This window comes from Pseudomonas sp. Leaf48, from assembly GCF_001421885.1.
GTDB lineage: Bacteria > Pseudomonadota > Gammaproteobacteria > Pseudomonadales > Pseudomonadaceae > Aquipseudomonas.
Genome location: NZ_LMLH01000028.1, coordinates 72,113 through 92,063, shown reverse-complemented (window position 1 = coordinate 92,063; position 19,951 = coordinate 72,113). Strand labels below are relative to the sequence as shown.

Genomic DNA, 19,951 nt, shown 5'->3' with positions numbered 1-19,951 from the left:
ATTTACCGATGGTGAGTGTCGCCAGCCGGTCGCTGAAAGTGGCGTACCTGGATCTGGAAACCATTACGTAAGCCTACATAGAGGCTTTCCCCGGGAACGAGTCCCGCAGCGGTGGCCCAACGGGCCAAATCGTCCTGTTCAAACCCTAGCCAGAGATCACCGCAGGCCTCCTTGGCCCAACTCTGGTTATGGCTACATAACTCTGTCACTAACAGGCTACCGCCTGGTTGCAGCAAATTGGCCATGTGCTTGAGCGCATCGGCCGGCGCGGCAAAATGGTGCAGCACCATGTTCAGTACAACGCAATCGGCTTGCAGGCTGACGCCGTTCAATGCATCGGCCAGTTGCAGGTTAACGTTAGTCAGCGTCTCGCGTTCGCAGACCTGACGTGCCAGTTCCAGCATCGCCGGGCTGTTGTCCAGCGCCGTGACCTGGTTGAAGCGGCGCGCCAGTTCGGGCAGGAATGCACCGTCGCCGGGGCCGACTTCAATGGCCGTGGCGCCTGGGCCGAAACTCAGCTTGTCGAGCAGGGCCAGCACGCTTTCGCGGTACTGTGGCAGGCCGGCGATCAGGTCTTGCTGGGCGCGAAATTTCTCCGCAACCCGTGAGAAAAAGTCCTGGCTGGCCGCCGCGCGCTGTCCGTGAACCTGGGCGATACGCGACTTTACATCGGCCGGCAGCGTCAGGTTATCCACTTCATCGAGCAAGGCAGCGTGCAGCTTGCCGCCCAGCAGTTCGGTGTGGGGCAGGGCGCGACGGTAGAAAATCGCATTGCCTTCACGGCGGGTCGCCACCAGGTCGGCCTGGGCCAGAACCTTGAGGTGATGACTCATGCCCGACTGGCCGATGCCGAATATCTGCGCCAGTTCCAGCACCCCGAACGAGTCGTTGGCCAGCGCGCGCAATACATTCAACCGCAGGGGATCACCGCCGGCCTTGCACAAGGCCGCCAGCTCATCGCAATCGTCATGTTGAATGGAGGGCACGCGTAGATTCATAAGGCCGGCAGTCTAGTCATGGGCCGAAAGCATCGCAAGGGCAATATCAAAAAGTTTTGATATTGCACGATAGATGGCACTTCTCACGGGCCGCTTCACTCTACAAACGGATAGCGGAAAGGTTTCATCAGAAGAATCCACCGTTATCCGTTGGAAAAACGCCTTCAGATGACTATCTGTCATTGCCCCGAGGCGTCCCGGTGAGGGAAAATGCTCGCCTTTTTTCCGTTTCGTTTTAATCAATCCCCAGGAGAACAGCGATGCCAAGCCGTCGTGAGCGTGCCAACGCCATTCGTGCCCTCAGCATGGATGCCGTGCAAAAAGCCAACAGCGGCCATCCCGGTGCCCCTATGGGTATGGCGGATATCGCCGAAGTACTTTGGCGTGACTACCTCAAGCACAACCCGAGCAATCCATCGTTCGCCGACCGTGACCGCTTCGTGCTGTCCAACGGTCACGGCTCGATGTTGATCTACTCGTTGCTGCACCTGACCGGCTACGACCTGTCGATCGAAGACCTGAAGCAGTTCCGCCAGCTGCACAGCCGCACTCCGGGTCACCCGGAACTCGGTTACACCCCGGGCGTTGAAACCACCACCGGTCCGCTGGGCCAAGGCCTGGCCAACGCCGTGGGTTTTGCCCTGGCGGAAAAAGTCCTGGCGGCGCAGTTCAACCGTCCTGGCCACAACATCGTCGATCACCACACCTACGTATTCCTGGGTGATGGCTGCATGATGGAAGGCATTTCCCACGAAGTCGCCTCCCTGGCTGGCACGCTGGGCCTGGGCAAGCTGATTGCCTTCTACGATGACAACGGCATCTCCATCGACGGCGAAGTCGAAGGCTGGTTCACCGATGACACGCCCAAGCGCTTTGAGTCCTACAACTGGCAAGTGATCCGCAATGTCGATGGTCATGACCCGGAAGAGATCAAGACGGCAATCGAGACTGCACGCAAAAGCGAGCAGCCGACCCTGATCTGCTGCAAGACCACCATCGGTTTCGGTTCGCCGAACAAGCAAGGCAAGGAAGACTGCCACGGCGCCCCACTGGGTGACGCGGAAATCGCCCTGACCCGTGCGGCGCTGAAGTGGAACCACGGCCCGTTCGAAATCCCGGCCGACATCTACGCCGAGTGGGACGCCAAGGAAGCCGGTCGCGCTGCCGAAGCCGAGTGGGACCAGCGTTTTGCTGCCTACTCCGCCGCATTCCCGACCGAAGCCAACGAACTGGTGCGTCGCCTGAGTGGCGAACTGCCGGCTGATTTCTCCGAGAAGGCTGACGCCTACATCGCCGAAGTCGCTGCCAAGGGCGAAACCATCGCCAGCCGTAAAGCCAGCCAGAACGCCCTGAACGCATTTGGCCCGCTGCTGCCTGAGTTCCTCGGTGGTTCGGCTGACCTGGCCGGTTCCAACCTGACCCTGTGGAAAGGCTGCAAAGGCGTGACCGCTGAAGATGCCAGCGGCAACTACATGTACTACGGCGTGCGCGAGTTCGGCATGACCGCCATCATGAACGGCGTTGCCTTGCACGGCGGCCTGGTGCCTTACGGCGCGACCTTCCTGATGTTCATGGAATACGCGCGCAATGCCGTGCGCATGTCGGCCCTGATGAAGCAGCGCGTGATTCACGTCTACACCCACGACTCCATCGGTCTGGGCGAAGACGGCCCGACTCACCAGCCAATCGAACAACTGGCCAGCCTGCGTTGCACGCCGAACCTCGACACCTGGCGTCCAGCCGATGCTGTTGAATCGGCCGTGAGCTGGAAATACGCACTGGAGCGCAAGGACGGTCCTTCGGCCCTGATCTTCTCGCGTCAGAACCTGCAGCACCAAACCCGTGATGCCGGCCAGATCGCCGACATCAGCCGTGGTGGTTATGTGCTGAAAGACTGCGCTGGTGAGCCAGAGCTGATCTTGATCGCCACCGGTTCGGAAGTCGGCCTGGCCGTTCAAGCCTTCGACAAACTGACCGAGCAGGGCCGCAAGGTTCGCGTGGTTTCCATGCCGTGCACCAGCGTGTTCGATGCCCAGGACGCCGGTTACAAGCAATCGGTCCTGCCGCTGCAGGTCAGCGCCCGTATCGCCATCGAAGCCGCTCACGCGGATTACTGGTACAAGTACGTGGGCCTGGAAGGCCGCGTGATCGGCATGACCACTTACGGTGAGTCGGCGCCTGCGAGCGCGTTGTTCGAAGAGTTCGGTTTCACCCTGGAAAACATCCTGGGTCAGGCTGAAGAGCTGCTGGAAGACTGATCCAGAAAATGTGTCGTCTGGACTGTCGCCTTCGCGAGCAAGCCCGCTCCCACATGAGATCGCATTCTCCTGTGGGAGCGGGCTTGCTCGCGAAGGCGTCGGGCCAGTCAACGCAACACTGATGGATTCACCACGGTAATCGAGAACCCCATGCCTCAACCGCGTCCCTACAAAGTTGCACTCAACGGCTACGGCCGGATTGGTCGTTGCGTCTTGCGTGCGTTGTTCGAGCGAGGCGACAAGGCCGGGTTTGAGATTGTCGCGATCAACGATCTGGCCGACATGGCCAGCATCGAATACCTGACACGCTTCGACTCCACCCACGGGCGTTTTCCCGGCGAGGTGAAAGTCGAAGGCGATTGTCTGCATATTAATGGCGACTGCGTGAAGGTCTTGCGCAGTGCCGCCCCCGAAGGCATCGATTGGGCGTCCCTGGGCGTCGATCTGGTGCTGGAATGCTCCGGCGCTTACAACACCCGTGAAGACGGCCAGCGGTTTCTCGACGCCGGCGCGCCGCGAGTATTGTTTTCCCAGCCAATGGCCAGCGAGGCGGATGTCGACGCCACTATCGTCTACGGTGTGAATCAGGATTGCCTGACCGGCGACGAGCGGCTGGTGTCCAACGCGTCCTGCACCACCAACTGCGGTGTGCCGCTGTTGCGCCTGCTCAACCAGGCCATTGGCCTGGACTACGTGTCGATCACCACGATTCACTCGGCGATGAACGATCAGCCGGTCATCGACGCCTATCATCACGAAGACTTGCGCCGCACCCGTTCGGCGTTCCAGTCGGTGATTCCGGTGTCCACCGGTCTGGCGCGCGGCATCGAACGGCTGTTGCCGGAACTTGCAGGGCGAATTCAGGCCAAAGCCGTACGGGTGCCAACGGTTAACGTGTCCTGCCTCGATATCACGATGCAGACCGCCACCGCGACCGACGCCACCGAGGTCAACCGGATTTTGCGCGAGGCCGCCAGCAGCGGCCCGCTCAAAGGTCTTCTGGCTTACACCGAGTTGCCCCATGCCAGCTGTGATTTCAACCATGACCCACATTCGGCCATCGTCGATGCCAGTCAGACCCGTGTTTCCGGCCCTCGGCTGGTGAACATCCTGGCCTGGTTCGACAACGAATGGGGTTTTGCCAACCGAATGCTGGATGTTGCAGAGCACTACCTGCAAACAGCTTCACCCATCGTCTCTACAAAACAGTAACCCAGGAAATGCGACCCATGACCGTGTTGAAGATGTCCGACCTCGATCTGCAAGGTAAGCGCGTATTGATCCGCGAAGACCTCAACGTCCCAGTCAAGGACGGAGTTGTCACCAGCGATGCGCGAATCCTGGCTTCGCTGCCGACCATCAAGCTGGCCCTGGAAAAAGGCGCGGCCGTAATGGTTTGCTCGCACCTTGGCCGTCCGACTGAAGGCGAGTTCTCGGCCGAGAACAGCCTCAAGCCAGTCGCCGATTACCTGAGCCGCGCCCTGGGCCGCGAAGTGCCGCTGGTGGCTGACTACCTGGGCGGCGTCGACGTCAAGGCCGGCGACATCGTGCTGTTCGAAAACGTGCGCTTCAACAAGGGCGAGAAAAAGAACGCTGACGAACTGGCCAAGCAATACGCCGCCCTGTGCGACGTGTTCGTGATGGACGCTTTCGGCACCGCGCACCGCGCCGAGGGCTCGACCCACGGCGTGGCCAAGTTCGCCAAGGTTGCCGCTGCCGGCCCGTTGCTGGCTGCCGAGCTCGACGCACTGGGCAAGGCCCTGGGCGCCCCGGCCCAGCCAATGGCTGCCATCGTGGCCGGTTCCAAGGTTTCGACCAAGCTCGACGTGCTCAACAGCCTGAGCCAGATCTGCAACCAGTTGATCGTCGGCGGCGGTATCGCCAACACCTTCCTGGCGGCTGCCGGTCACCCGGTTGGCAAATCCCTGTACGAGCCGGACCTGCTGGACACGGCCCGCGCCATCGCCGCAAAGGTCAGTGTGCCATTGCCGGTTGACGTGGTAGTTGCCAAGGAATTCGCTGAAAGCGCTGCGGCCACCGTGAAGCTGATCGCCGACGTTGCGGACGACGACATGATCCTCGACATCGGCCCACAGACCGCGGCGAATTTCGCCGAACTGCTGAAGTCGTCGAAGACCATCCTGTGGAACGGCCCGGTGGGTGTATTCGAGTTCGACCAGTTCGGTAACGGCACCAAAGTGCTGGCCCAGGCTATCGCAGACAGCGCGGCGTTCTCCATCGCGGGCGGTGGCGACACCCTGGCTGCCATCGACAAATATGGCGTGGCCGAGCAAATTTCCTACATTTCTACCGGTGGCGGCGCGTTCCTCGAATTCGTCGAAGGCAAGGTGTTGCCAGCCGTTGAAGTCCTGGAAAGCCGGGCCAAGGCCTGAGGGTCGCCCGTTTGACCAGGCAAGGGAGTGTTGAAATGGTCAAGACGTTAGCGCTGATGATCGTCGCGGGTTTGCTGGCCGCTTGCGGGAGTAATCCGAAAGCCACGCCGGAGCCTGCGCCGTCTGCAGCGGAAAAGGGCTGCTACCAGGCTGACTGGCAGGCGGAAACCAATCCGGTGCTCAACAAGCGTTCCGGGCCTGATGGCCTGGACAAATACGAAACCCAGACCCCCGTCAAGGAACATGGATGTCCTTGACGGGTCTGACTCTTTACTCAGGGCTGGCGGCGTGCGCCGTTGGTCGAGGGACACGGATGAAAGGATTTATCGCCATTACGGCGTTGGCACTGTTGGCCGGGTGCACCAGCTTGAACCCGTTCGAGTCGTCCGCACCGGTGGACAACTGGACTACCTGGACCTGCGACAGCCAGGCGAAGGTTGTCTGGCGCTATACCGACGACAGCCGTGAGCAAGTCGACGTCCGCCTCGGCGGAGCCGATCAGGTCTACCGCCTCAAGCAGGAGCCGGGCGCGTCGGGTTCGCTGTACAGCAACGACATGCTGGCGTTTCACATAAAAGGTGAGGAAGGCCTGGTTTACTGGGTCGCCACCAATGATTTGATTGGCCGTGGTTGCAAGGCGCAGTAATCGATACACCACCAATCCCGTGTGTAAACGGGTTTTTATGGTGAGGGGGCTTTTGTGGCGAGGGGGCTTGCCCCCGATGGGCTGCGCAGCAGCCCCCAATTGGTAAGTCAGAAATGTCGCATGGGAGCGCTTCGCACTCCAACGGGGGCTAGCCCCCTCGCCACAAGGCAACACCGAATTCGCAGCGCGGGGCCAACCCCCGATCTGCAATAACTTGAATAGCCGCCGCCGCTACGGCAGGCTGGCACGATTAACGACCCTCAACCGGGAGAGATACACACAATGGCACTTATCAGCATGCGCCAGATGCTGGACCACGCAGCCGAGTTCGGCTACGGCGTTCCAGCCTTCAACGTCAACAACCTTGAGCAGATGCGCGCCATCATGGAAGCCGCTGACAAGACTGACTCCCCGGTGATCGTCCAGGCTTCGGCCGGTGCTCGCAAATACGCCGGTGCCCCATTCCTGCGCCACCTGATCCTGGCGGCAATCGAAGAGTTCCCGCACATCCCGGTGTGCATGCACCAGGACCACGGCACCAGCCCTGACGTCTGCCAGCGTTCCATTCAACTGGGCTTCAGCTCGGTAATGATGGACGGTTCCCTGGGCGAAGACGGCAAGACCCCGACCGACTACGACTACAACGTCCGTGTAACCCAACAAACCGTGGCCATGGCTCACGCCTGCGGCGTATCGGTAGAGGGCGAACTGGGCTGCCTGGGTTCGCTGGAAACCGGCATGGCTGGTGAAGAAGACGGCATCGGCGCCGAAGGCATTCTGGATCACAGCCAGATGCTGACTGACCCGGAAGAAGCCGCTGACTTCGTCAAACGCACCCAGGTCGACGCCCTGGCCATCGCCATTGGTACCAGCCACGGCGCGTACAAGTTCACCAAGCCGCCTACCGGCGATGTGCTGGCGATCGACCGCATCAAAGAGATCCACAAGCGTATTCCGAACACTCACCTGGTGATGCACGGTTCGTCTTCGGTTCCGCAAGAGTGGCTGGCGATCATCAACCAGTACGGCGGCGACATCAAAGAAACCTACGGCGTACCGGTTGAAGAAATCGTCGAAGGCATCAAGCACGGCGTGCGCAAGGTCAACATCGACACCGACCTGCGCCTGGCATCCACCGGCGCCATGCGTCGCCTGATGGCCACCAACCCGAGCGAATTCGACCCGCGCAAGTTCTTCGGCGCCACCGTGACCGCCATGCGCGACGTGTGCATCGCTCGTTATGAAGCCTTCGGTACCGCAGGCAACGCTTCGAAGATCAAGCCGATCTCCCTGGAAGCAATGTTCCAGCGTTATCTGAAAGGTGAGTTGAACGCCAAGGTCAACTAAGACCCGCAGCGTTTGGATCGAATGAAAAACCCGCCCGGAGGCGGGTTTTTTGTGGGCGCAAGATCTAAAGATTGCAGCCTGTTTACTTATCGTGATCGATATCCAGCTTGCTGAACGTCACTTTCCCGCCTTCACTGGTGTACCCGGTGTTGTCCTGCACATAAACGCCAGCCTTGAAGTACAGTGGTTTGTCCCGCCACGTCGCACTGATATTGGTGTCCCATTGATAGCCCGCAGCGCTGATGCCCAGCGCACCTCCAGGACTGAGGTGGATGAGATACGAGAACTCCCGATCAAGCTTCACTCCCGTGGCGATTGTGATCACCCGGCCTTCGGCGTCATAGGGGTGCATGCGCACTTTGGCGACGATATTGCCGGTGGCGGTCGTGGTTTTGTATTGGTATTCGACCTTCACCATGGGTTTCTGGCTTTCATAGGCATGGATCTGGCCTATGACGATTTTTCCCGAGCTTGGCACCTGGTTCACCGCCAGGGTGGCGCGCAATGTGTTGTCGGCGTCCGGGTAGTACCAATTGCGCAGGGTGCCGTTGCTGTAGGTTTCCCGTAGTTCGGTACGCGGATAAATGGCGTTTGCGGTACGGGAGCCGGTCACTGGAGCCCAGAAAAACAACGTACCGGTGTCGGAGTGGAAGTATTGATCCTTGAAGCCGTTCACCAGTTTTGACGTTTCAACGGTGTAGGGCGGGCTGCCGACGGGAACACTGAGGTTCCAGGTTGCGAGGTCGATCATGTCAGTGCTTCCATCTGCTGCTTCCTGTACGAACGTGCCAAACGCTCTGGCACGTGCCTTTGACGGCGGTCTTTATAAGCGTACGAGGTGAGCTTGTTAACGCTGGCCCGGTATTTAATTGGCGCCAGCATGTTGTCGAAATGCCATCCTTCCCGGTTTTATTGGGCCTCAAGGACTGACCGTTAGTCGGCAAAAAGACTTATTGGTAGATGATGGCGCTATGACACCTACTGCTTTAGTAGATCCGCGTCTAGAGTAAGCACTTACTATTTGTCCGGTTTTCACAAGAGCCCGGCCTGACCCCCGCCAAAGAGAAGCAGCATGGAATGCGCGCAACCCACGCCGGGTGAAGGCAACTCAACCTTACTGATCGTCGATGACTACCCTGAAAACCTGATCAGCCTGCACGCCTTGCTGTCTCGGCAGGACTGGCAGGTCATCACCGCCGCGTCGGGCTTCGAAGCGCTGGGTCTGCTGCTCGAACACGATATCGACCTGGTGCTGCTGGATGTGCAGATGCCGGGCATGGATGGTTTTGAAGTCGCGCGCCTGATGCGCGGCAGCCAGCGAACGCGCCTTACGCCGATCATTTTCCTGACCGCCGCCGAACAGACCCAGGACGCCGTGATCAAAGGCTATGCCAGCGGTGCTGTGGACTACCTTTTCAAACCCTTCGATCCACAGATTCTTAAACCCAAGGTCCAGGCCCTGCTCGAGCATCAGCGCAATCGCCGGCAGTTGCAGCACCTGAGCCATGATCTGGAGTCCGCACGCGCCTTCAACGCTTCGATACTGGACAACGCCGCCGAAGGCATTGCGGTAGTGGGTGAGGATGGGTTGATACGGTTTGCCAACCCGGCAATGTCGCGGTTGCTCAATGCCACGGTGCAGGAGCTGCAAGGCAAGGATTTTCTGGACTGCCTGCAAAAACCGCATATTCCGGTATGGGCCGATTCCGACTTCTTTGCCGCTTACCGACGCGGCGAGACCCTGCGTCTGCACGATGCGCTGTTGCGCACGGCTCTGGGTCAGCAGGTGCCGGTGACGCTTTCCTGTGCACCATTGCCTTCGGAGCAACATGCGATGGTGGTGACCGTGCTGGACATGTCCGTGGTGCGTCACCTGCATCAGCAGCTGGAGTTTCAGGCCGTGACCGACCCGCTGACCGGGCTGCTCAACCGCCGGGGGTTTTACCAGACGGTGGAAAACCTGCTACTGCGCGGCGAGCGAGCGGACAGCCACTGGGTATTGCTGTTCCTGGATCTCGATGGTTTCAAGCGAGTCAACGACTCTCTTGGGCACGATGCCGGTGATCGGGTCCTGCGCTGGGTGTCCGAGCAGCTCAAGACCTGCCTGCGGCCTTTCGATATCCTGGCGCGGATAGGCGGCGACGAGTTCACAGCGCTGCTGGATCTTGAGTTTCCCGAGCAGGCGGCCAAGATTGCCGAGAAGCTTATTGAGCGAGTATCGATCTGCCAGCAAATCGATGGGCTGGATATTGCGCTGGGCGCCAGTATCGGCATTGCCACGTTTCCCGATTGCGCTACCAATCTCGACGGGCTGTTGCGAGCGTCCGACATCGCCATGTACGAAGCCAAGCGTGCGGGCCGTCAGCAATATCGCTTTTATGACCACGAAATGAACGGGCGGGCGCGTTCGCGGCTGATGCTCGAGGAAAGTGTGCGAACGGCCATCGAGAATCGTGAGTTCAATCTGGTGTATCAACCCCAGGTCGCGATTGCTGGCGGGCGGCTCCGTGGTTTCGAGGCGTTGCTGCACTGGCAGCATCCAAGCGTCGGCGATGTTCCCCCGGGGCTGTTTTTACCCTTGCTGGAAGAGGCACGGTTGATCAGCCGGCTTGGCAGCTGGATTTACCATCGCAGCGCAGGGCAACGCAAAGCCTGGGAAGCCGTATTTGCCGAGGATCTGGTATTGAGTGTCAGCTTGAGCAGTACGCAATTCGCTATGCCTGGCCTGGCAACAGAACTGCGTCAGGTACTTGAGCGCCATGGCTTGCAGCCACACCATCTGGAAATCGAGGTCACCGAGGAGGCCTTGATGCATAACACCGAGGAAACCCGCAAGCAACTGCGTCTGCTGCGCAATCTGGGGGTGCGGGTGGCTCTCGATGATTTTGGTTGCGGGCCATGCTCCCTCTCGCTTATTCGCGACCTGGAGCTCCACACGCTGAAACTCGACCGCCATATGATCGCGCGGTTACCTTCATCCGAACGGGATGCGGCACTGGTGCGTAGCGTGATCGACCTGTGCAGCCAGTTGGCCATGGAGGTGGTTGCCGAAGGAGTGGAAAACGTCGTGCAATATCAATGGCTGCAAGCCAATGGTTGCGGCTATGTGCAAGGTTCACTGGTGGCGCGGCCGATGATGGCCGAGGAGGTCGGCGGCTTTGTGCAACCATTCGACTGGAGCGCGTTGTCCGGCTGAATTCGCTACACTGGCGATCTTTTCGTGACTTGTATTTACCGCCCCGATGACCGTTCTGAAATACCTCCAGGCCTATCCCGCTTCCCTGCAGGCTCAGGTGCGCCAACTGATCACCGACGGTCGGCTGGGTGATTACCTGAGCCAGCGTTACCCGGAAAAACACGCAGTGCAGAGTGACAAGGCGCTGTACACCTATGCGCTCGACCTCAAGCAGGAATACTTGCGCAATGCCCCGGCCATCGACAAGGTACTGTTCGACAACCGTCTGGACCTGACTCACCGAGCCCTTGGCCTGCACACCACGATCTCCCGGGTGCAGGGCGGCAAACTCAAGGCCAAAAAGGAAATTCGCATTGCCTCGCTGTTCAAGGATGCGCCTTCGCAGTTCCTGAAAATGATCGTGGTGCACGAACTGGCACACTTCAAGGAATCGGACCACAACAAGGCGTTCTACAAGCTTTGCGAGCACATGTTGCCGGGGTATCACCAAGTCGAGTTTGATGTTCGGGTGTACCTGACGTGGCGGGATATGCAATAGACGATCTTTCAAGGAGCGTTAGATGGACGTAAGCAAGACCAAAAGCAGTTTCTATCGCCGCTTGTACGTGGCGTACCTGATCGACAGCGGGCTGGCCAGCAGCGTCCCGGCGTTGACCGAAGCCACCGGCATGCCACGGCGCACCGCCCAGGACACCATCGCGGCCTTGGCGGATCTGGATATTGTTTGCGAGTTCGAGCAGGAAGAGGGAGCGCGCAACCATGCGGGGCGCTACCGGATTCGCGAGTGGGGCGCGATCGATCGTGGCTGGATCGAGGGCAATCTGCAGCAGATCAAGGCAGTGCTGGAGTATCCCTGAGCTTCAGTATTGTGCAGCCTGCCGTATAACCCGGATCCCCTGCGGCAATCCGGGTTGAAGCACTTCAGGAGCGACGCATCCCGATGTGTGGAATGCCATCCTCGACATATTCCTCACCCGACACGACAAACCCGTATCGCCCGTAATACCCCTGCAAATGTGCCTGTGCCGAGAGATAGACCGGCATGTCGGGCCAGTATTTTTCGATCTGCTTGAGCGCCTGCTCCATCAACTCGTGACCCAGGCCACTGCGACGAGCGTGCGGTGCGGTGAGCACCCGGCCGATCACCACGTCACCACCCTGTGATTGCGGGTCCAGCAGCCGCAGGTAGGCCACCAGTCGGTTGCCGTCCCAGGCCATCACGTGGCAGGTGTCACCTTCCAGATCCTGGCCATCAATGTCCTGATAAACGCATTTCTGTTCGACGACAAATACCTCGGTACGCAACTGCAGAATGGCGTACAGCTGCTCTTTGCCCAGATCGCTGTGGTGTTTGCAGATCCAATCGACTGTCATGTTTTGATTTCCTGAAAACGTACCTCCGATACTAAGCGCACTGGTGGCAGAAGTCTTTATGGCGGATCAATCTGTAACAATGTCCAAAATGCCATCATTGATTGCTCGCGGTTGCGCCGCCTTTGTGTACTCTGCAATGAAGCGCTTTGCAGTGGCTCCGATGAGCTACTTTGAGTACCCGGGATATGCCGGTAAGGGGCCTTGGGGTTCTGGCTGAAAGCACACCGGGCAAACCGCCCGCTAAGGATTTTCCAGCATGCCGCGATTGCATCGAGCTTTGGCCTTGATCGGATTGCTGTTGCAGGTCCAGGGGGTGTCCGCTGACAGGCTGCGTCTGGTCGCCGATGCCTGGCCTCCCTTTACCGATGCCACGTTGATCAATGGCGGCCTGGCCACGGATATTGTCAGTACCGCACTGGCCAGGGCCGGTTATGCCAGTGAGTTTGAACAGGTGCCCTGGGCGAGGGCTCTGCGGGGGGTGGGCGAGGGGCGGTACGACGTGCTGGTCAACGCCTGGTACAACGACGAGCGCACAAAACTTGGCCAGTTTTCCGCGCAGTACCTGCTCAACCGCGTGCGGTTTCTCAAGCGCAAAGATGCCCCCATCGAATTCAATGATCTGCAGCAACTGCACACCTATCCGATTGCGGTGGTGCGCGGTTACGCCTATTCATCGACCTTCGATGAAGACCAGTCGTTGCAAAAAGTCCCGGTGCACAGCTTCGCCATGGCAGTGCGCATGGTCGCGGCGAACAGGGTCAAACTGACCCTTGAAGACGAATATGTCGCCCGTTACTACCTCGCTCGCGAAGTGCCCAAGGTGCGCAATGCCGTGGAGTTCCTGCCCAAGCCGTTGAGCGAAAACAGTCTGCACATTCTGGTTAGCCTGAAGAACCCGGAGCACGAACAGATCGTCGCTGGTTTCGACCGCGCGATTGCGGCGATGAAGGCGGATGGGAGTTATGCCAGGTTGATGAGGCAGCATGGGATGTAGGGCGTTAGCTGCCAGCGGCGGGTTCGGCGTTGTTTGAGCGGGCCTCATCGCGAGCCTGCTCGCGATGAGGCCCCTCCAGGCGCCGCATGTCTCAAGCTTCGCTGGTGTCCTTGATCAGATGCGCCGCCAGCGTCCGCAACGGTCCCAATTGCCGGCAGATCAACGCCAGTTGTGTCTGCACCAACCGCTGGCCTTCATCGATTTCATCGGGCATCTGCTCAAGGGTATCGGCCAGCGCCTCTTCTTCGTCGCTCTGGATCGCAATCGAGGATTTACTGGCCAGCCCCTGGGCTATTTCGTCGATGCTGGTGGCGAGCTTCACCCCGGCGCCTTCGATCAGGTGCTCGCGAACATCGGCCGGCAACTGCGTTTCCCGGTGTGCCCCCAAGCCTGACAAATAGCTGAGCAGCGTGTGTGACAGCACCAGGAAGCGAAAGCCGACATCCGCCTCCTTACGGAAGTGCCCCGGCTCCATCAGCATGTTCGCCAAGGTGGTCGACAGCGCAGCGTCGGCGTTGTGTGCGTTGCGTCGGGCGAGGCGGTAGGCCAGGTCGTCGCTCTTGCCGGCGGCGTACTGCTGCATGATCTGGCGCAGGTAAATGCTGTTGCAGGTCAGCGTATTGGCCAGCACCTTGTTCAGGCGTCGGCCTTGCCAGTCCGGCAGGAACAGAAACACCGCCAGCCCGGCGATCAGGCTGCCGAGCAAGGTATCGAGCAGTCGTGGCAGGAACAGCCCGTAACCGTCGCCCACCTGGTTGAAGCAGAACAGCACCATCAAGGTAATTGCCGCCGTCGCCAGGGTGTAGCGGGTGGTGCGATTGATAAAGAACACCACCCCGGCGGCGATGGCGAAGCATGACTGGATCAGCGGGTTCGGGAACAGATCGAACAGCGCCCAGGCCAGCGTCAGGCCAAAGGCGGTGCCGATGATCCGCTGGCCGAGTTTGCGTCGTGTCGCGCCGTAGTTCGGTTGGCAGACAAACAGCGTGGTGAGGATGATCCAGTAGCCTTGGGAAGGGTGGATCAAATGCACCATGGCGTAGCCGATGCTCAAGGCCAGGGGCAATCGCAGGGCGTGGCGGAACAGCAGCGAGGTCGGCGTGAGTTGCGTACGCAGGCGGGTCCACACGTCCTTGAGGTTGCGTGGCGAGCGATCGAGCAGGCTACTGTCAGTGGCGTCGGCCAGGGCATCAGGGTTGCTCGCGTCGCTGAGCAGGTGGTCGAGGGTACCCAGGTTCGCCGCCAGTGCCCGCAAGGAGCGGAGCAAGCCGCGCCAGGCTGGGTTGCTCTGCACCCGCAGGTGTTCGAGGGAGGCGTCCAGGTCGCTCAGGGCTTCAGCGAAGCTGGCGTCATAGATGAATGGCTGGCGCATCTGGATCGATTCGGCCAGTGCCCGGCAGGCCTTGCCTTGCTGGCGCAGCAGGCGCTGACAGCGGAACAGCACGTCGCTGTGGAAGAATGCTTCGGCCAGGGCGTTGTAGGGGTAGTGCGATGAGCTGGCGCGCTCGTGGATATCCTGGGCGAGGAAGTACAGCTTGAGGTAGCGACTGACTTTCGATCCCGGCCGGGCGTTGCCAACCCGATGCAGGATGATTTCCTTGGCCGCATTCATCGCCGCCACCACCCGGCCGTTCTGCTGGGCCAGCTCCAGGCGTCGCGCTTCAACGTCCATTTGCCGGATCGGTTCGAACAGCGATGATTTGAGCTTCAGGTAAAACCCCAGCTCCCGGAACAGCCGCGCGAGGCTCTGCTGTACAGGCTGGTTGGAGAACAGCGCCTGCCAAAGCACTGAAAGCAGACCGTACCAGGCTGCACCGGCCACCAGCAGCACCGGTTCGTGCCAGACATCGGTGACCGCACCACCACGCTGGTCCACGCCGATCATGGTGTAGACCGACAGGATCAAGGTCGCTGAAGCAATCGCGCCATAGCGTTCGCCGAGGGCGCCGAGCATGGTCAGGCAGAAGGCAGCCAGGGCGAAGGCGACGATAAAGATTTTCGGGTAGGGGAATAGCAGTTCGACGGACAGCGAAGCGACCAGGAAACACACCAGCGTGACCGCCAGTGCATTGAGACGGCCCTGCCAACTGTCGTCGGTTTCAGCCAGGGCGCTGGCAATGATCCCCAGGAACAACGGGATCAACAGGCCCATTTCATCCTGATACCAACACAGCGCCATGGTGCCGGTCAGGGCGATGAACACCCGCACGCTGTAGCTGAATTTATCCAGCGCCCAAAGGCGACGCAGAGACTGGCTGAACGAAGTCGATGACATGAAGTGCGAAGGCCTTCCGAGGCAATGACGCTAAATTGAGCCACTAATGACGTCGACGCAATGGCGGCGATCACATCAGACAGCAAAATCTGTTCCTTCCTTGTGCGAATACACTCTGCAAATCATCACAGACCCAATGTGGGAGCGGGCTTGCTCGCGAAGGCGGTGTGTCATTCAACATCAATGTTGACTGATCCGACGCTTTCGCGAGCAAGCCCGCTCCCACAGTTGTTTTGTGTACGCCAGTTGGTCAGACGTACTGCGCGGCGGCGTAGCCGGATGCCCAGGCCCACTGGAAGTTGAAACCGCCCAGGTGCCCGGTGACATCGAGCACTTCGCCGATGAAATACAAGCCGGGGCTTTTCAACGATTCCATGGTCTTGGAAGACACCTCGTTGGTGTTGACGCCGCCCAGGGTCACTTCGGCGGTGCGATAGCCTTCGGTGCCGGCCGGGACCACTTTCCAGCTCGCCAGTTTTTCCGCGATGTCCGCCAGTTCCGCATGGGTGTACTGCTTCATCGGTTTGGAGACGAACCAGTTGTCCGCCAGCAGGTTGGCCATTTTCTTGGTGAAAATTTCTCCGAGCAGGGTTTTCAGTTCGCTGTTCGGACGTTCGGCTTGCTGCTGTTGCAGCCAGCTCGGCACGTCGTGGTCCGGCATCAGGTTGATTTCAACGGTGTCGCCGGATTCCCAGAACGAGGAAATCTGCAGGATCGCCGGGCCGCTGAGGCCGCGGTGGGTGAACAGGATGTTCTCGCGAAAGCTCTGGTCGTTGCAGCTCACCAGGCAATCCACCGACGTACCGGACAACTCGGTGCACAGGACCTTGAGCTGATCGGTAATGGTGAACGGCACCAGGCCGGCGCGGGTCGGCAGCAGTTCGTGGCCGAATTGCCTGGCCACCTGATAGCCGAAACCGGTGGCACCCAGAGTCGGGATCGACAGGCCGCCGGTGGCGATTACCAGGGATTCGCAGGTGATCTGGTCGAGCGTGGTGTCCAGCAGGTAACCGCTTTCGAGTTTCTCGATGGTCTGGATCGAGGTGTCCAGGTGCAGGCTGACGCCGACCTGATCGCACTCGTTGAGCAGCATTTCGAGGATGTCGCTGGATTTGTTATCGCAGAACAGCTGGCCGAGTTTTTTCTCGTGGTATGGCACGCCGTGCTTGGCCACCATGCCGATGAAGTCCCACTGGGTATAGCGGGCCAGGGCAGATTTGCAGAAATGCGCATTCTGCGAAAGGAAATTGCCCGGTTCTGTGTACATGTTGGTGAAATTGCAGCGTCCACCGCCCGACATCAGGATTTTCTTGCCAGCCTTGTTGGCGTGGTCGAGCAACAACACTTTGCGCCCACGCCCGGCGGCGGTCAGTGCACACATCAACCCTGCGGCGCCAGCGCCAATGATCACGACTTCGGTAGAGCGCAAAACGGTGTCCTCTCGATGTATCACCACAAAACAAACTGTGGGAGCGGGCTTGCTCGCGATGGGGCCATCACATTCAACATCAATGTCGACTGATAGACCGCTTTCGCGAGCAAGCCCGCTCCCACAGGGGACCTTCTTTGATTGGAAGATCGCTTACAAAATACGCACGCGCAACGAGCGGCCTTTGATTTTGCCATCGTTCAAACGCTGCAAGGCCTGCTTGGCGATGCCACGTTCCACGGCCACGTAGGCCTGGAAGTCGAAGATCGCGATCTTGCCGACCTGGGCGCCGGGGATGCCGGCATCACCGGTGAGTGCGCCCAGAATGTCGCCCGGACGAACCTTGTCTTTACGGCCAGCACCGATGCACAGGGTACTCATCTGCGGCAGCAGCGGGCCACCGCCCTGATTGGTGAGGTTGTCTACCTGATCCCAGGTCAACGGCGATTTCTGCAACTGCTCGATGGCCTGCGCACGCTGGGCTTCGGACGGTGCGACCAGGCTGATCGCGAGGCCTTTCTCACCGGCACGGCCGGTACGGCCCACGCGGTGGATGTGGATTTCCGAATCACGGGCCAGCTCGACGTTGATCACCATGTCCAGGGAATCGATATCAAGGCCGCGGGCGGCAACGTCGGTGGCAACCAGTACCGAAGTACTGCGGTTGGCGAACATGGCCAGTACCTGGTCGCGGTCGCGCTGTTCCAGATCGCCGTGCAGGCCGACCGCGGAGATGCCTTTGGCGGTCAGGTGATCGACGGTTTCCTGCACCTGCTGCTTGGTGAAGCAGAATGCTACACAGGACGCCGGGCGGAAGTGGCCCAGGACCTTGGTCACGGCGCTCATGCGCTCTTCCGGGGATATCTCGTAGAAACGTTGCTCGATCTGAGTGTCGTCGTGGAACGCCTCGGCCTTCACCTGCTGCGGGTTGCGCATGAATTTCGAGGCCAACTGCTTGATACCTACCGGGTAGGTGGCGGAGAACAGCAGGGTCTGGCGGCGCTCCGGGGCCTGCATGATGATTTCTTCGATGGAATCGTAGAAACCCATGTCGAGCATGCGGTCGGCTTCGTCGAGGATCAGGGTGTTCAGGCCGTGAAGCACCAGCGAACCTTTGCGCAGGTGCTGCTGGATGCGCCCCGGGGTGCCGACGATGATATGCGCGCCGTGCTCCAGCGAAGCGATCTGCGGGCCGAGGGACACGCCTCCGCACAGGGTCAGAACCTTGATGTTGTCTTCGGCACGGGCCAGGCGACGGATTTCCTTGGCAACCTGGTCAGCCAGCTCGCGGGTCGGGCAAAGAATCAATGCCTGGCAGCCGAAATAGCGCGGATTGATCGGGTTCAGCAGGCCGATACCGAAGGCGGCAGTCTTGCCGCTGCCGGTCTTGGCCTGGGCAATCAGGTCCATCCCCTTGAGGATCACCGGCAAGCTTTGCGCCTGGATCGGCGTCATCTGGGCATAACCGAGGGAGTCGAGGTTAGCCAGCATGGCGGCGGACAGCGGCAAAGTATTAAATTCGGTGGCGATGGTGGTCACGGGACTGGCCTGCAAAACAAAATGTCGCGCAGTGTACCAGCCCAGTGGCCATTCGCCCTAAGGTTCGATGTGCTGTTCCGGACGTTTGACGCGCCGTCCGTCTTCCTTTGAGAGCTGCGAGAAGATCGTAGCGGCCAGCATGGCCATGATTCCAACGGTTACAAACGTCAGCTGGAATGCACCCAATACGGTCTCGACGCCGTCATTTCCGATTTCCGCCGTAAACCCGCCGAGCAGCGCACCGGCACAGGCCACCCCCAGGCTCAGGGACAATTGCGCGACCACCGACAACAGGCTGTTGCCGCTGCTGGCACTGGCGTCGTCGAGGTCAATCAGGGTCACGGTGTTCATCGCGGTGAACTGCAAGGAGTTGATCGCGCCGAGAACCGCCAGCAGGCACAACAGCAGCCAGTACGGCGTCTGTTCGCTGACCAGGCCCATGCCCGCCAGCATGATTCCCAAGGCGAGGGTGTTGCCGGTGAGCACGATGCGATACCCCAGGCGCTCGATCAGCGGCCGCGCCACCCACTTGGCGACCATCGCCGCTGCAGCCAGCGGCAGCATGCTCATCCCGGCCTGGGACGGCGAATAGCCCAATGCGACTTGCAGCAACAACGGCACCAGAAAGGGGAGCGCGCCGCTGCCGAGGCGGGCGAACAGGTTGCCGAGGATGCCGACGGCGAAAGTCCGGGTCTTGAACAGCGACGGTGCAAACAGCGGGTTCTCGATATGTCCGGCGCGCAACCAGTAGGCCGCGAGGCACGCCATGCCGGCGAACAGCAGCAGCATCACTCGCAAGTGCGGCAGGTGCAGTTCGCCCAGGCCTTCCATGGCGACGGTGATCAGAATCATGGCCGCGCCGAACAGCACGAAGCCCAGGCTATCGAAACGGGTACGCTCGGAACCGCGCAGGTCGGGGATGAATTTCCACACGGCGTAGCAACCGACCAGCCCCACCGGCAGGTTGATCAGGAAAATCCAGTGCCAGGTCAGGTATTGCACCATCCAGCCACCCATGGTCGGGCCGATCAACGGTCCGAGCAGGCCGGGAATGGTGATGAAGCCCATGATCCGCACCAGTTCCGAGCGCGGGTAGGCGCGTAGCACCACCAGCCGCCCGACCGGCAGCATCAGCGCACCGCCCAGGCCCTGAATCACCCGGGCGCCGTTCAACTGGGTCAGGCTGGTGGACAATGCGCAGAGCAGCGAGCCGAGGCTGAACAGCAGAATCGCGCTGAAGAAGATTTTCTTGGTGCCGAAGCGGTCGGCGATCCAGCCAGAGGCGGGAATCAGCAAGGCGACCGTGAGCATGTAGGCGATGATCACGCCCTGCATGCGCAGCGGGTCTTCCGCCAGGTCTGCGGCCATGGCCGGCAAGGCGGTATTGAGGATCGTCCCGTCGAGGGACTGCATGAAGAAGGCAATGGCCACGACCCACGGTATCCAGCGGGCGGTGACAGCGTCGAGAGGCGGGCGGTTGGGCATGGGACCTCTGTTGGGTT

The 19,951-nt window shown here is 60.2% G+C and carries 17 protein-coding genes; 10 read left to right on the top strand and 7 right to left on the bottom strand.

The genetic code is table 11. From position 1 onward, the window contains the following. Positions 1–2: 2 nt before the first annotated feature. Positions 3–998: an ArsR/SmtB family transcription factor gene (locus ASE98_RS16335; protein ID WP_060542376.1), complete on the bottom strand. Its 996-nt coding sequence runs from the start codon at positions 996–998 to the stop codon at positions 3–5. A gap of 260 nt (positions 999–1,258) precedes the next feature. Here ASE98_RS16335 and tkt point away from each other — a divergent pair, with 260 nt between their 5' ends. From tkt to fba, 6 genes are all read left to right on the top strand, one after another. Next, entirely contained in the window at positions 1,259–3,256 is a 1,998-nt protein-coding gene (gene tkt / locus ASE98_RS16330) for a transketolase (RefSeq protein WP_060542375.1), read from the top strand. A 150-nt stretch (positions 3,257–3,406) separates the two neighbouring features. Then, entirely contained in the window at positions 3,407–4,468 is a 1,062-nt protein-coding gene (gene epd, locus ASE98_RS16325; RefSeq protein WP_060542374.1) for an erythrose-4-phosphate dehydrogenase, read from the top strand. A gap of 17 nt (positions 4,469–4,485) precedes the next feature. After that, positions 4,486–5,649, top strand: coding sequence for a phosphoglycerate kinase (locus ASE98_RS16320; protein WP_060542373.1), 1,164 nt, complete (start codon positions 4,486–4,488; stop codon positions 5,647–5,649). A gap of 35 nt (positions 5,650–5,684) precedes the next feature. Continuing rightward, positions 5,685–5,906 carry a hypothetical protein gene (locus tag ASE98_RS16315; protein WP_060542372.1) on the top strand — a complete coding sequence of 74 codons (222 nt, stop codon included), beginning with the start codon at positions 5,685–5,687 and terminating at the stop codon, positions 5,904–5,906. A 56-nt stretch (positions 5,907–5,962) separates the two neighbouring features. Beyond that, entirely contained in the window at positions 5,963–6,295 is a 333-nt protein-coding gene (locus ASE98_RS16310; protein WP_060542371.1) for an MliC family protein, read from the top strand. A 282-nt stretch (positions 6,296–6,577) separates the two neighbouring features. Continuing rightward, on the top strand, positions 6,578–7,642 hold the full coding sequence (gene fba / locus ASE98_RS16305; protein WP_060542370.1) for a class II fructose-bisphosphate aldolase: 1,065 nt from the start codon (positions 6,578–6,580) through the stop codon (positions 7,640–7,642). An 82-nt stretch (positions 7,643–7,724) separates the two neighbouring features. Here fba and ASE98_RS16300 read toward each other — a convergent pair whose 3' ends face one another. Beyond that, the gene (locus ASE98_RS16300) at positions 7,725–8,393 is read right to left on the bottom strand and encodes a polysaccharide lyase family 7 protein (RefSeq protein ID WP_060542369.1); all 669 of its coding nucleotides are present in this window, start codon (positions 8,391–8,393) and stop codon (positions 7,725–7,727) included. Between the two features lie 321 nt (positions 8,394–8,714). Between ASE98_RS16300 and ASE98_RS16295 the strand changes: the two genes are divergently transcribed. From ASE98_RS16295 to ASE98_RS16285, 3 genes are read left to right on the top strand one after another with little or no spacing between them, the layout of a single operon-like run. Beyond that, the gene (locus ASE98_RS16295; RefSeq protein WP_060542368.1) at positions 8,715–10,838 is read left to right on the top strand and encodes a putative bifunctional diguanylate cyclase/phosphodiesterase; all 2,124 of its coding nucleotides are present in this window, start codon (positions 8,715–8,717) and stop codon (positions 10,836–10,838) included. 46 nt (positions 10,839–10,884) lie between these two features. After that, positions 10,885–11,376, top strand: coding sequence for a M48 metallopeptidase family protein (locus ASE98_RS16290; protein ID WP_060542367.1), 492 nt, complete (start codon positions 10,885–10,887; stop codon positions 11,374–11,376). A gap of 22 nt (positions 11,377–11,398) precedes the next feature. Continuing rightward, positions 11,399–11,695: a winged helix-turn-helix domain-containing protein gene (locus tag ASE98_RS16285; RefSeq protein ID WP_060542366.1), complete on the top strand. Its 297-nt coding sequence runs from the start codon at positions 11,399–11,401 to the stop codon at positions 11,693–11,695. A gap of 64 nt (positions 11,696–11,759) precedes the next feature. Here ASE98_RS16285 and ASE98_RS16280 read toward each other — a convergent pair whose 3' ends face one another. Then, complete coding sequence (locus ASE98_RS16280) at positions 11,760–12,212, bottom strand: GNAT family N-acetyltransferase (protein WP_060542365.1); 453 nt, start codon at positions 12,210–12,212, stop codon at positions 11,760–11,762. A 256-nt stretch (positions 12,213–12,468) separates the two neighbouring features. On the opposite strand from ASE98_RS16280, the gene ASE98_RS16275 reads away from it, so the two are divergent. Next, entirely contained in the window at positions 12,469–13,206 is a 738-nt protein-coding gene (locus ASE98_RS16275) for a substrate-binding periplasmic protein (RefSeq protein ID WP_060542364.1), read from the top strand. Between the two features lie 91 nt (positions 13,207–13,297). On the opposite strand, the gene yccS is transcribed toward ASE98_RS16275, so the two are convergent. The 4 genes from yccS to mdtD all read right to left on the bottom strand — a co-directional run bounded on the left by yccS (position 13,298) and on the right by mdtD (position 19,934). After that, positions 13,298–15,481 (bottom strand): YccS family putative transporter, encoded by a 2,184-nt coding sequence (gene yccS, locus ASE98_RS16270; RefSeq protein WP_060542363.1) that lies wholly within the window; start codon positions 15,479–15,481, stop codon positions 13,298–13,300. Positions 15,482–15,731: 250 nt separating this feature from the next. Beyond that, positions 15,732–16,910 carry an NAD(P)/FAD-dependent oxidoreductase gene (locus ASE98_RS16265; protein WP_060542362.1) on the bottom strand — a complete coding sequence of 393 codons (1,179 nt, stop codon included), beginning with the start codon at positions 16,908–16,910 and terminating at the stop codon, positions 15,732–15,734. Positions 16,911–17,063: 153 nt separating this feature from the next. Then, on the bottom strand, positions 17,064–18,401 hold the full coding sequence (dbpA, locus tag ASE98_RS16260; RefSeq protein WP_236707813.1) for an ATP-dependent RNA helicase DbpA: 1,338 nt from the start codon (positions 18,399–18,401) through the stop codon (positions 17,064–17,066). Positions 18,402–18,506: 105 nt separating this feature from the next. After that, positions 18,507–19,934, bottom strand: coding sequence for a multidrug transporter subunit MdtD (gene mdtD, locus ASE98_RS16255; protein WP_060542360.1), 1,428 nt, complete (start codon positions 19,932–19,934; stop codon positions 18,507–18,509). Positions 19,935–19,951 lie beyond the last annotated feature (17 nt).